The following is a 14113-nucleotide window of genomic DNA, read 5'->3' as shown; positions in this document are numbered from 1 at the left end:
TTATCACTCCTCAGCCAACAAGGTTTTATACAGCGCTTCACTCTCTTCAATCTTACGTCGTGAAGGTTTGCGTCGAACCGAGGTATACCCCACCAACTGGCCATTACGAACATTGGGAATCACTGTTGCCTTAACCCAATAGTAAGCGCCATCTTTACACAGATTTTTGACATAACCATGCCACTTATTACCCTGTTCGATGGTGTCCCAGAGGTCTTTAAAAGCAACCGCCGGCATATCCGGGTGACGCAGAATATAATGATTAACGCCGATTAATTCATCTTCGTTATAACCAGACATATCGATAAATGCCTGATTCGCGTGGGTGATAATCCCTTGCGGGTCGGTTCGGGATACGATCAACTTGCCGTCGGGATAAGGCACCTCCCGATCAATAATATTTGCCGTTCGCTTACTACCATCGAAATATGAGATTTCAACCGTCCGCGTCTCTCCAGTGTCTTGTTCAGACATACTTCCAACCTTATTCACCTAGCAGCGGCTATCCATGTTGGCCATTAGCCGCTGCTCGGGATTAACAAATTAAAGGATTTTACCGATCGCCTCTGCGGCACGTTTCACATCGAGGAAGATTAAACCCAGACGTGCGTTCGGCTTCGCCACCACGGTAAGCACAGAATCCTGATTGGCGTGAGTCATCAGAATATAACCCTCATCCCCCTTCACCAACACTTGCTCTAACTCACCACGGGCCAGCTCTTTTGCCGTGCGCTCGCCCAATGACAACATCGCGGCACTCATCGCGCCAACTCGGTCTTCATCCATACTCGACGGCAGTAACGCCGCAATCATCAGACCATCGGTTGAGATGACCGCTGACGCTTCGATATCTGCAGACGTGCCGTTGAGATCACTCAAAATAGAGGTAAGCATCTCAGAACGCATAGAACACTCCTTCCGTAAAGGCTTCCATTGTGGAAGCGAATTAAATTCAAAATATTAATATTCAAGATAACGGCGAGCTAAGCTCGCCAGAATTTCAGCAAAAGCCTGTTGGTACAACTTGGGCATATCGGCGATCACCAAGGTAAAGCGCTGGTGACCAATATAAATTCCCCAACAACCGATCTGGCTTTGCCCGGCACCGTTTAAGATGCCCCAAGAGTCACTGGCTAAGCCTAAATCACCGTTCAATAGTTGCTTATGACGCTCCTGTAACAGCAATAGATCCGCCGCTAAGGCGGCCAAGGCGTCAGACTGCTCCACTGAATACCCCACCGATGAGAGACAAAACCCTTGATCATCTGCCAACAGCGCTTTACCACTGGCGGAGATCTGTTCTAACAAGCCGGGCAAAATATCCTCTAACGGCCCCCGCTTAATCTCCGGGGGTGTCTCAGACAGGGCCACGAAGCCACGATCCAACAGTTGCTGAAATACGCCCATCGCCTGTGTTTCATCGAGATCAGCTAATTCAGAGACCAATTCAATGGAATAGAGCAACTCGAAGTCGGTCGATAGCAACTGCAATAACATCGCTCTGGCGTCATCTGACGCGGAGTTCAAGGTTGCAAAGTAAGCTCCGCTTGGGGTGATTGCGATATAGCGAATAGCATCCTGATTATAATCTCCCACCAAAATCTCTCCGACATGGGTTAATAACTAAACACCCGTTAGCCTCCTAACACCGAGACCTAGGTGATAACGATTACTTAAACGCCCCTAGCGCATAAGCTGCGGTCATAAAGGCAAATACATAACGCTGATGGATTTTCAGCACTTTAACCACTTCAATGGCTGACAGACTATGTCGCCCCCACAAACTACTGATCGTCGCGGCATGGGGGATAGGCAGTAACCGATCAAGATCCAGTGGTCGATTAAGCCGGTGTGGTTTATCCGGGTCTAACATACGATCTAATCGCCCTTTCGATGTCCACAGCGCCAGCTTCCAAATTAATTCATCACTCTTGATGATCGTCACTTTAACCCCCGCCACACCGGGACGCTCAGCATCTAGGTCAGGCCGAACTTTTAAAGTCAGCTCCTGATAACCAAAACGGGTTAGAGCCAGCGGAATCAAAAGATCATCACTAAAATCAAATAAAAACTGCTTCGATTCTGGCAAATACGCCAATGTGCCCGGTAAGCCTATAATCTCAACGGGTAGTGCCCGCGCATTGCCTTCGGCAATCACCTCTAGCAACATTGCTAATAGGGTTGAGTCTTTTTTAAAGAACACCCGGCGACGCTGATCAGGCTCATGCAGATTGACATCCGGTGCATTGCCACAGCATTCATACACCATCTGATAAGTCAGCTTCGTTCTGTGCTCCCGCGCCTGTTCATCTGACTCTGGCACGTCATTGACAGCTAACTCATCAACCGGAGATTCAGTCGCTAAAGTATTGGCCGCTGCCGATGCGACCTCAGATAGCGTTGCTGCAGCAGCGGCTGCCTGGGTGTCCGCAGACGCCGGTTTAACCGCCGCCGTAGCATCAGGTGTGAGGACAAAACGTTGCCGCACATCTGCTGAAGCCTTAGAACGGTCGGAACTGTGGGCACGGTAATCGGCGATCGCCTGACGCTCGGCGGCCAAGCGTGTCTGATAGGCTTGAAACGCCTGCTCCCCTGCATTACTGACCTTCGTCAGCGTAGCTGCAGGCGGATCAATGGCGCCCGACGAAAATTGCTCAGCCGCCTGCTTAATCGCCTTGATTAAGCGCTTGCCTTCGAGCGGTTTATGCAGGGTCACACAACTGGGAAACTGCTTTTCTGTCGCGGTCACCGCAATAATGGGGCGCTCGCCACGGTACTTATCGATCAGGGGTTTAACCGCAGGATGCTCCATATCAAAAATAATAACGTCGGCCTGTTCCGCCGGCACCAACGCATAACTCTGCTGGTGCTGCATAAAGAACAGTTCAATCGCCGTTTTTGATTGCAACTCAAAGCCGACAACACTCAGCTGAATCACATGATTAGCTGCCCGCTTAGTGAGTTTGATATGAGATACCCCCACGACTGCCCCCGTTCCCTTAAGTCAGATATAGCGAATTCAAATTAATGCAGCGAAAAGTAGCCATTACACAGTACCGAATGACTCTGACTCAACTGTAACAAGCGCAGCTTATCACCCCCGGTGACAACCGCATTGAACACCTCGAGAGCATCATCATCGAGCAAACTCGTGCCCTGCTTGAGTAAACGCTTAAACAGATCGTTACCCCGCCCATCCAAGGTGAGATAGAGATCCCGCAAGGCGCCTGTCAATTGCGCCGCGTCATGACACAGAATAGCCAGATAGACTCTCTGTACCTGATAGCGAAGATTGCCAGGGTTGGCTGCCACTAAACGTGTGTAATGCTGCAGTAAGGCCCCTTTATGGGGCCCGTCATAGATCAACGCCTTACCCTCGAGAGCGGCAAAAAGCGTCTCAATCGCCAAGGCATTCGGTCCTTCAAGCTCGGTATTTAACGTCCAGCCAGAAACCGCTGCCCATATGGGTGAATTCACAGCCTGTCCTCTTACTACTTAGATTAATCAGGTCCGGATACCACGTACAACAACCGAACTAACCCGATAGCAAACGATAATGCTAAATGAAACCTGTTTGGTTAAAGCCGTCATCAATATTGACTGACGATTGAGGCATGATACATAAATCAATACCGCTTGACTCAGGATAGCGAGCTAACCTTGATCTACATCATATAGTGCAGAAGATCGAAATAGAGCGTTAATATATTAACTTAGGCTAATATTAGAGCGGACTAAACCCAAAGTATTAGCAGCGAAAATGCCTATCAATCTTAACTATAGAGCCCTTTTCGGCTAAAATTTTACCCGCCAATTTCAAGATCGACGTGATACATGTCGGTCGACTGTCAGATTGTCACACTCAACGGCGCTCTGATAGAGATAACAGATGAGGGCTATATCGTGCTTGAAGCTTACCGTAAACATGTAGAAGAACGCGCCCAAGAAGGCGTGCCCGCCAAACCGCTTGATGCAGATCAAACCGCTGCACTGGTTGAGTTATTGAAGAATCCGCCCACTGGCGAAGAAGCATTTATCCTGGAGCTGCTAGAAAACCGTATTCCTGCAGGTGTAGACCAAGCGGCTTACGTTAAAGCAGGTTTCTTGGCTGCTATCGCTAAGGGCGAAGCCGAATCCCCACTGATCGACAAAGTTAAAGCCGTTGAACTACTCGGTACGATGCTGGGTGGTTACAACATCCAACCATTGATTGCGGCACTGGATGACGCGGCCTTAGCACCGACAGCGGTTAAAGCGCTGTCCCACACGTTGCTAATGTTTGACGCTTTCCATGATGTCAAAGATAAAGCCGATGCGGGTAACACCTTTGCTAAGCAAGTTATGGCGTCATGGGCGGCCGGTGAATGGTTTACATCCAAGCCAGAACTGCCTGAGAAAATCACCGTTACGGTCTTTAAAGTAACAGGCGAAACCAACACCGACGACCTCTCTCCTGCTCCGGATGCCTTTACCCGTCCTGATATTCCACTGCACGCTAACGCCATGCTAAAAATGGCACGTGATGGCATCGAGCCTGTTGCACCCGGTAGCGTTGGCCCTCTGAAACAGATCGAAGCAGTTAAAGCTAAAGGCTATCCGGTCGCCTATGTCGGTGATGTCGTGGGTACCGGTTCTTCACGTAAATCAGCCACGAACTCGGTGCTGTGGTTCTTCGGCGATGATATTCCACACGTACCAAATAAACGTGCCGGCGGTTACTGCTTCGGTGGCAAGATTGCGCCTATTTTCTTCAACACCATGGAAGATGCTGGCGCCCTACCGATCGAAATGGATGTTGAAAAAATGAATATGGGCGACGTGATCGACGTTTACCCTTACGAAGGCGTCGCTAAAAACGCAGAAACCGGCGAACTACTGTGCGAATTCAGCCTGAAAACACCGGTTATTCTGGACGAAGTACGTGCCGGTGGCCGTATCCCTCTGATCATCGGTCGCGGCCTGACTGAACGCGCCCGTGAAGCGTTAGGCCTAGGCCCTGTCGATCTGTTCCGTAAACCTGAACAACCTGTCGATACCGGCAAAGGCTTCTCGCTGGCGCAGAAAATGGTGGGTAAAGCCTGCGGCGTTGATGGCGTCCGCCCTGGCACCTACTGCGAACCTAAGATGACCACGGTTGGCTCTCAGGATACCACCGGTCCTATGACCCGTGACGAACTCAAAGACTTGGCTTGCCTGGGCTTCTCTGCTGACCTGACCATGCAGTCATTCTGTCACACGGCGGCTTATCCTAAGCCCATTGACGTTCAGACTCACCATACCCTGCCTGATTTCATCATGAACCGTGGCGGTGTTTCACTGCGCCCTGGTGACGGTGTTATTCACTCTTGGCTGAACCGCATGCTGCTGCCTGATACTGTCGGTACCGGTGGTGACTCTCACACCCGTTTCCCCATCGGTATCTCTTTCCCCGCGGGTTCTGGTCTAGTTGCTTTCGCGGCGGCGACCGGCGTGATGCCTCTGGATATGCCTGAATCTGTCTTGGTTCGCTTTAAAGGCTCCACGCTACAGCCGGGTATTACCCTGCGTGACTTGGTTAACGCCATCCCTTACTACGCTATCAAGCAGGGCCTTTTAACTGTTGCTAAAGCGGGTAAGAAAAATATCTTCTCTGGTCGTATTCTTGAAATTGAAGGTCTGCCTGATCTGAAAGTTGAGCAGGCGTTCGAACTGTCTGACTCTGCCGCAGAACGTTCTGCGGCTGCGTGTTCTATCAAGCTGGGCGAAGCACCGATCAAAGAATACCTCAACTCTAACATCACCATGTTGAAGTGGATGATCTCTGAAGGATACGGCGATCCGCGTACCATCGAGCGTCGCATTAACGGTATGGAAGCGTGGCTGGCTAACCCAGCGCTGATGGAAGCCGATGCCGATGCTGAGTACGCAGCGGTCATTGAAATCGATCTGGATGACGTTAAAGAGCCTATCCTGGCCTGCCCTAACGACCCTGATGACGTTAAATTACTGTCTGATGTTGCTGGCACACATATCGATGAGGTCTTCATCGGTTCATGTATGACTAACATCGGTCACTTCCGTGCTGCGGGTAAACTGCTGGAAGCATCTGGCGCAACAATCCCAACCCGTATGTGGATTGCACCGCCCACCAAAATGGATGCCGCTCAGCTGACTGAGGAAGGTTACTACAACATCTTCGGCAAAGCCGGCGCACGTATCGAGATGCCTGGTTGCTCCCTCTGCATGGGTAACCAAGCGCGTGTAGGCGATAACACAACCGTGGTATCAACCTCTACCCGTAACTTCCCGAACCGTTTGGGTAATGGCGCTAACGTCTACCTCTCTTCTGCTGAACTAGCAGCGGTAGCCGCACTGCTCGGTAAGATCCCAACGGTTGACGAGTATATGGAATACGCGACTAAGATCGACAGCATGGCGGCTGATGTTTACCGCTATCTGAACTTCGATCAAATCGAATCCTATATCGATAAAGCGTCTAACGTTATCGTCACGGCCTAACCGTTAAATCGCCTATTGGCATAATGCTGTTCGCTTAAGCATTTGAGCGATAATAAGGCTTGATAGAAAATCCGATGTTGATATCAACGTCGGATTTTTTTTGCCACTGACCGCCAATCAGAGACAGCATGGACAATTATGAGATAAAGATCGAGCTTAACTGACAGCAGAGAGAGCTAGCCCGTTAAAGCCGTTCGCCCCGTATATTGCGACGAAGGTCATCGTCATGAATAGAGCGAGCACAGAGCGACAATTGGAACACTGCTTATGCTGCTATAGGTTTGGCGAAAAGTGCGGCTAAGGAGACTTTAGTCAGCGAGGCTCAGCACGAAAAGCCAACCCCCAGACATAAAAAAGCCCTGAAGAATCAGGGCTTTTCTGTTAGCACGCTATCAATGATTAGATACGTGCAGCGGGGATAGTATGCGCGACACTCAAGTCATTAGTCGGCGGCGTGAACGTAGTCAGATCGATACCCTCAACCGCTTCTTTGTACTCTTCCAGTGTCGGGAAACGACCTAGGACACAAGACAGCACAACCATTGGGGTAGAACCCAACAACGACTCACCTTTTTTCCCTTCTGCATCTTCAACAACACGGCCTTGGAACAGGCGGGTAGACGTAGCCAGCACGGTGTCACCCGGCTCTGCTTTTTCTTGGTTACCCATACACAGGTTACATCCAGGACGCTCCAGGTACATAATATTTTCGTACTTGGTACGTGCTGCTTCTTTTGGATGCGCGTCAGAGAATTCGAAGCCAGCGAATTTTTCCAGCAGCTCCCAATCACCTTCGGCTTTCAACTCGTCAACGATGTTGTAAGTCGGTGGCGCAACAACCAATGGCGCTTTAAAGGTAACAGGACCTTTCTTCTCTAGGTTACGCAGCATCGCTGCAATGATCTGCATATCGCCTTTGTGAACCATACAAGAACCAACGAAGCCCAGATCAACCTTACGGCCATCGTAGTATGAAGCAGGACGAATCACATCGTGGGTGTAACGCTTAGAAACGTCTTCGTTGTTAACGTCTGGGTCAGCAATCATTGGTTCATTGATGACGTCTAGATCAACAACAAGTTCAGCATAGTACTTAGCGTTGTCATCTGGAGCCAGCGCAGGCGCTTCGCCAGATTTCACCTCAGCGATACGCTTGTCTGCTAGGTCGATCAGACCTTGCAACATCGCCGCCTTGTTATCCATACCTTTGTCGATCATGATTTGGATACGGGACTTAGCCAGTTCCAAAGACTGGATCAGCGTGTCGTCAGTAGAGATACAGATAGAGGCTTTCGCTTTCATTTCTGCAGTCCAGTCAGTGAAGGTGAAGGCTTGGTCAGCCAACAGCGTACCGATCTGTACTTCGATAACACGACCCTGGAATACGTTTTCGCCACCGAACGTCTTCAGCATCTGTGCTTGAGTCGCATGGACGATGTCACGGAAATCCATGTGAGGCTGCATCTTACCTTTGAAGGTAACCTTCACAGACTCTGGAATTGGCATGGCCGCTTCACCTGTTGCCAGTGCGATCGCAACCGTACCGGAGTCAGCTCCGAACGCGACACCTTTAGACATACGGGTGTGAGAGTCACCACCGATGATGATTGCGCGGTCGTCAACGGTAATGTCATTCAATACTTTGTGAATAACGTCAGTCATTGAAAGGTAAACATGTTTCGGGTCACGCGCGGTGATAACGCCGAACGCGTTCATGAACGCCATCAACTTAGGCGTGTTTGCCTTCGCTTTGTTATCCCATACAGAGGCTGTGTGGCAACCGGATTGGAAAGCACCATCTACGCTGGTAGAGATCGTAGAAGCGGCCATCGCTTCCAGTTCCTGACAGGTCATAGGACCGGTCGTATCCTGAGAACCGACGATATTCACTTTAACGCGAACATCAGAGCCTGTGTGCAAAGGCGTCTTAGACGTAACACCTACTGCGTTGCGGTTGAAGATCTTTTCAACAGCCGTCAGGCCCTGCCCTTCGATAGAGATCTCTTTAGATTGTGCGTACACAGCTGGCGCTTCAACACCCAAGGTTTCAGCTGCGAACGTTTGCAGTTTCTTACCGAAGGTGACCGCGTAAGATCCACCCGCTTTCATGAATTCAACTTTTTGTGGCGTGAAAGCATCAGAGATATCAACCAGCTCTTGGTCGCCGTTGTACAGCTTCTTCGCTTTAGTATCGATGGTCAGAACGGTACCTGTCGCCACTGAATAGGCTTGTTCCAGGACAGGGTCGCCACTTTCGTTACGAACGACTTCGCCGTTAGCGTCGGTTTTCTTAACCCAGTTTTTCAGATCCAGACCGATACCACCGGTTACACCAACCGTTGTCAGGAAGATAGGCGCGATACCGTTAGTACCTGCAACGACCGGACGGTTGTTGATGAATGGGATATATGGAGAGGTTTTTTCACCGGCCCACAGTGCAACGTTGTTAACACCCGACATACGCGAAGAGCCTACACCCATGGTGCCTTTTTCAGCGATCAACATCACTTTAGCATCAGGGTTTTGCTTGCCCATCTCAGCGATTTCTTGCTGAGCTTCTGGCGAGATCATGCACAGGCCGTGTAGTTCACGGTCAGCACGCGAGTGAGATTGATTACCCGGAGATAATAAATCAGTAGAGATATCACCCTCAGCAGCGATGTAGGTAATAACCTTAATTTTCTCTGGGATGTCATCCAGCTTGGTGAAGAATTCAGCTTTTGAGTAACTTTCTAAAAGCTCTTTAGCGATGGCGTTGCCCGCTTTGAAAGCATCAGCCAGACGAGCATAGTCTGCGTCGTACAGGAATACCTGAGACTTCAGAACTTCGCCCGCAGCAGCCGCCTGAGCATCGTCAGACAGCGCGATATCTAGCAGCACTTCAACAGAAGGGCCGCCTTTCATGTGAGAAAGTTGCTCAAGCGCAAACTCAGGAGAGATCTCTGCAACGGTTTCTTTACCCAAAGCGATGTCTTTCAGAAAAGCCGCTTTAACGACAGCCGCTGGCGTAGTACCCGGTAGCGTGTTGTAGATGAAGAAGTTCAAAGATGCTTCGCGATGCTCATTACCAACGTCTTTAATTTGGGCAATGATTTCAGAAAGTAGCTCTGCGCTATCAATCGGTTTCGGGTGCAGGCCAAGGTCGTTTTTACGAATCTCTATTTCTTCTAGGTAGTCAGAGTAGTAACTCATAGCGTCAGGCGTCTCGTCTCAGTTAATTCTAATTATGAATCGGCGACAGATTATAAGGAAAGTTATAAACAGCTCAATAAAAACAATTTAAATTAAGCCTATAGTCGATATAAATAAAATAAATAATAGCAAAATTAACGTGTTTCAGATGGTATACATTGGTGGTAGGCATCCATGTTTATTTTGCAAATATGGCAGGCCTTCTTTAATTAAGTACATCAACCCATTAGGCGGATACTTAATTTTCAGAATTGCCCAGAATGGTTCTATCGCCTTGCATTATACAGCGATTTAACGGGCTTTTGTCTATGGTGATTGAATCAATCACTCAGACAACACCGATCATGGCGAGATTCTGGCCCACCTCAGAAGAACGGGAACCGTCGAAACCATCGTGCGCTGCAAGAGTGAGTATCTCTGTAGCAACCAACAGACAATTGATAGGGCTCGCCCATCCCTAATCCAGAGAAAGATCCTCGATCGGCCTGCGCTCAACCTCTCCCCCCGCATTCGCTTGAATTTATCAGGGCACTAGATAGCTCGCTACCTAGCGTTTTGTCAACCGATGCCCCTTTATTCATTCAACTCAGTCGCATCGTCATTCCGCATAGCGCAGGAACTAAGCCTTAAAACATTCCCAGAACAGTCGATAGACACTAGCAAATAGTCTTAGATTGTATGTAATTAAGACAAAATAACGGCCAATATCCTTGCTTTAAGCTGCCTATCCTCTAGAATTGTCGACAATTCTAATAAAGCAACCATTGATACTGCAGGTAATAGCGGTTCGTTTGACGGCTGAATATATGACCCATAAGAAGATCGAGCCGCTCCGACAATGATCGCAGCCTCGTGCCAAAAAAGGTTATAGGTTCATCAATGTCCCATCTGCGTGAGGTATAAAATATGACAAGTCCTATCGATTTTGATCCATCCCGTTCCATTAAAACACTTCCCGGAACGGCACATAGCTACCATAGCCTTCCAGATACCGCTGAACGATTTGGTATAAATCTTGATGACTTGCCGTTTTCTCTTCGCCCTATCCTCGAAGGTATCGCGCGAAATGTTGGCCAAAACGGCGTCACCGCTGAGCAAGTTCAGGCGCTTGGACACTGGACAGAGGATCGAGGCACACAGCCGATCGAAATTCCTTTCACGGCAGGTCGCGTCTTGATGCATGATCTGAGTGGCACACCCGCCATTGTGGATTTTGCTGCGATGCGTTCAGCCGTTCAACGCATGGGTATGGATCCAGCAATCATTGAACCTCTAGTCCGCGCAGATCTTGTGATTGATCATACGGTGACAATGGATAATACCGGTAGCCCGGCTTCTCTTAGAATCAACGGAGAACTTGAGGCGGCCAGAAATATAGAGCGTTATGCCTTTTTGAAATGGGGCGCGCAGGCATTTGACACCATCAGAATTATTCCCCCACAAACCGGTATTGTGCATCAGGTTAACCTAGAGTATCTGGCACAGGGCTACCTCAACATCAAAGGTCTGATGGCACCGGATACACTCATTGGTATGGATAGCCATACGCCCATGGCGAACGCCTTAGGGATTGTGGGCTGGGGCGTAGGCGGCATTGAAGCTGGAGCATCGATGCTCGGCCAACCTATGCAGATGTTGGCACCCGAAGTGGTGGGCGTTGAACTCACCGGCGCATTAAGAGAAGGCGTCACGGCGACAGACCTAGTACTGACGATCACCGAAATGCTGCGAAAATACCCGGGCGGTGTTGTGGGTAAATTTGTTGAATACATCGGTGTAGGGTGTGCCAATCTTTCCCTGCCTGACCGTGCAACCGTGGCCAATATGTCGCCTGAATATGGCGCCACCATGGGCTTTTTCCCCTTTGATGAAATCTCTGCCGAGTATCTGAGAGCAACAGGTAGGGATGGCGATCTGCCACTCGCGTTTTATAAAGCACAGAACATGACCTGGACACCGGGTCAGTCTCTGCCTCGCTATACAGACCTTCTTCAACTTGATCTATCCACCGTTGAGCCTTCTGTGGCTGGCCCTAAAAGACCTCAGGACAGACTACCGCTGGCTGAGCTTGGCAATGTTTTCAGAAAAGCGGCGGCCGAAGGCGATCGTACGCCTGAAGTAGTTAACGTGACGCCCATGAAGGCAGACGACGCCGGTATTTACGTCCCCTTACCTGCACGGGAATTAAAAGACGGCGATATCGTGATTGCGGCGATTACTTCCTGCACCAATACATCGAACCCAAGCTTGTTGATTGCAGCGGGCTTGCTGGCCAAGAAAGCCAATGAGCTTGGGATGACAGTACCGAGTAGCGTTAAAACATCCTTGGCACCGGGGTCACCGGTGGCAACCGACTTTTTAACCAAGGCGGGACTACAACAGCATTTGGATGCACTGGGTTTTAACACCGCCGGTTATGGCTGTACCACCTGCGTGGGTAATTCTGGCCCTCTAGCACCGAGCATTGAAAAAGCATTACAAGACCACGATATTATTGCTGCGTCGGTTTTATCCGGTAACCGGAACTTTGAAGGCCGGGTACATCCCGATGTTGATACCAACTTCTTGATGTCTCCGCCGTTAGTCGTTGCCATGGCCATTGCGGGCAACGTCAATATTGATGTGAGCACTCAGCCCATTGGTCAAGATGCAGAAGGAAACGATGTCTTCCTTAAAGATATCTGGCCGAGCAACGCAGAAGTCACTCAGACCATGCATGAATGTATGGATCCGAAAGCCTTCAGAGAAACCTATGAGAACTCTCTCGACGGTCCTGATACATGGCAGAAACTGGCATCGCCTACCGGCCCTGTTTATGACTGGGACCCAGATTCAACCTACATCCAAGAAATCTCTTTCTTCGACGGTTTCTCAATCGAAACACCTGAGGACGCGTTAAACAATATCTCAGGGGCGCGCATGCTGGTGATGTGTGATGACAACACAACCACAGACCATATCTCACCGGTAAGCCGTATACGTCCAGACTCCCCTCCTGGCGAATACTTGATCTCTCAAGGCGTTGCCGAGAGCGATCTGACATCACTTGGGGCACGTCGCGGCAATCACCACGTGATGTTACGCAGTATTTTTGGCAATGGTAAAGCCAGAAACCTGATGCTCCCTGGCACCACCGGCGCGGTAACCAGCTACCACCCGTCTGAAGGTGAACCCGCACAAATGTCGATTTACGATGCCGCTGCCCGTTACCGTGAAGAAGGTATTCCTACCCTGGTATTTGGCGGCAAACTTTATGGCACAGGATCGTCACGGGATTGGGCGGCTAAAGGGCCGGCTTTGCTAGGCGTAAGGGCGATTATTGCTGAAAGTTTTGAGCGGATTCACAAATCCAATCTGGTGGGCATGGGTGTTTTGCCACTGCAGTTACCGCAAGGGGTCACACGCGCGTCGCTCAATTTGGATGGTTCAGAAACCTTTGATTTGAAGGGTATTGATACACTTGAGCCAAGGGGATCTGTGGAGCTGACAATTCAGCGGGCGGATGGCTCTTCGCAGAAAATAGCACTGCTTTCGCGTGTGGATACCTCATCAGAACTGGATCAAATACGTCATAAAGGCATCTTACCGATGGTGTTACGGGACATTATCGCCGCGAATACCTAACGCTCAACGGCCAACCAATACAGAGAGACGATGATCAGCGTTAAGAGGCTGGCATCGTCGCTCTGTTTAGAGTTAGACGTTCGGAATAGCGAGTGGGCAACCGCTACATCACAGGTCGCAACCTGCACATCACCCAGAGACTGCAGGACTTATCCGACAGCCTCAACGCCCCAAGCAGGGGCTATTTTTAGCGCAGCGAAGAGATAGTACCACGGCCTTGGTTTGTTAGGCTCACTGCAAACCGGCTGCATTTAGAAGTTGTAGAAGCCTACCTATGTTAGTAGCTTCAAGAACCGGGGTTTCCTTAGCCCGCATCCTGTTTTTTATGATTTCAACGATTTCTTCAAGAGTTATGATTTTAAAATCAATATTCGCACCATGACGTATAAAACGCTCTCTAATCACTTCTGAATTTTCTAATTCCACCCTATAACGAACAGAGTTTCTACCCGACAATTTTGTAACTGCAATATAGTACGTAAATGAAAGCTGGCCGGTTTCACTTTTAACTTTAGTTAAAAAAGCTTCCAGCCATTTATCTGAGACAAGCTCTCTAAAAGACTTCCACCTTTCACGCTTTTGAAATTCTATAGATGGCATATTGTACTCAGCCTCATTTTCAAGGTGAGAAAGCCACTTCTCCGCTTTAAAACCGTTTTGCCATGATTTACATGTAACAATAGCTACCCGAGAGGTTCCCCCTCTTAGTGGGGCAATATGCCATTATATCGATGTCTGAGTGAACAGAGTCCTGTTTAGAGTTATAGTCAACGTGCTTATTGGATGGACGGTACTTAAC

General features: G+C 49.4%; 9 protein-coding genes. 2 read left to right on the top strand and 7 right to left on the bottom strand.

Annotation, left to right across the window (positions count from 1 at the left end):
- Positions 1–3 precede the first annotated feature (3 nt).
- From ACN0T0_RS06470 to ACN0T0_RS06450, 5 genes are all read right to left on the bottom strand, one after another.
- Positions 4–474, bottom strand: coding sequence for a PAS domain-containing protein (locus tag ACN0T0_RS06470; protein WP_417224359.1), 471 nt, complete (start codon positions 472–474; stop codon positions 4–6).
- A gap of 69 nt (positions 475–543) precedes the next feature.
- Positions 544–906, bottom strand: coding sequence for a roadblock/LC7 domain-containing protein (locus tag ACN0T0_RS06465; RefSeq protein ID WP_019622314.1), 363 nt, complete (start codon positions 904–906; stop codon positions 544–546).
- A gap of 54 nt (positions 907–960) precedes the next feature.
- Complete coding sequence (locus ACN0T0_RS06460; protein ID WP_417224357.1) at positions 961–1596, bottom strand: hypothetical protein; 636 nt, start codon at positions 1594–1596, stop codon at positions 961–963.
- 73 nt (positions 1597–1669) lie between these two features.
- Entirely contained in the window at positions 1670–2983 is a 1314-nt protein-coding gene (locus tag ACN0T0_RS06455) for a hypothetical protein (RefSeq protein WP_417224355.1), read from the bottom strand.
- A 41-nt stretch (positions 2984–3024) separates the two neighbouring features.
- Entirely contained in the window at positions 3025–3477 is a 453-nt protein-coding gene (locus ACN0T0_RS06450) for a hypothetical protein (RefSeq protein ID WP_417224353.1), read from the bottom strand.
- Between the two features lie 426 nt (positions 3478–3903).
- On the opposite strand from ACN0T0_RS06450, the gene acnB reads away from it, so the two are divergent.
- Complete coding sequence (acnB, locus tag ACN0T0_RS06445) at positions 3904–6498, top strand: bifunctional aconitate hydratase 2/2-methylisocitrate dehydratase (protein WP_417224505.1); 2595 nt, start codon at positions 3904–3906, stop codon at positions 6496–6498.
- A gap of 399 nt (positions 6499–6897) precedes the next feature.
- Here acnB and ACN0T0_RS06440 read toward each other — a convergent pair whose 3' ends face one another.
- Positions 6898–9690 (bottom strand): bifunctional aconitate hydratase 2/2-methylisocitrate dehydratase, encoded by a 2793-nt coding sequence (locus ACN0T0_RS06440; RefSeq protein WP_417224352.1) that lies wholly within the window; start codon positions 9688–9690, stop codon positions 6898–6900.
- Positions 9691–10596: 906 nt separating this feature from the next.
- Between ACN0T0_RS06440 and acnA the strand changes: the two genes are divergently transcribed.
- Complete coding sequence (gene acnA, locus ACN0T0_RS06435) at positions 10597–13314, top strand: aconitate hydratase AcnA (RefSeq protein ID WP_417224350.1); 2718 nt, start codon at positions 10597–10599, stop codon at positions 13312–13314.
- Between the two features lie 231 nt (positions 13315–13545).
- On the opposite strand, the gene ACN0T0_RS06430 is transcribed toward acnA, so the two are convergent.
- Positions 13546–13914, bottom strand: a complete 369-nt coding sequence (locus ACN0T0_RS06430; protein ID WP_417224348.1) for a hypothetical protein — start codon at positions 13912–13914, stop codon at positions 13546–13548.
- Positions 13915–14113: the final 199 nt, after the last annotated feature.

The organism is Amphritea sp. (genome assembly GCF_048266285.1).
In the GTDB taxonomy this organism is placed as follows: domain Bacteria; phylum Pseudomonadota; class Gammaproteobacteria; order Pseudomonadales; family Balneatricaceae; genus Amphritea.
Note: the sequence above shows the minus strand (reverse complement) of the source record. Positions and strands in the feature narration are given on the sequence as shown.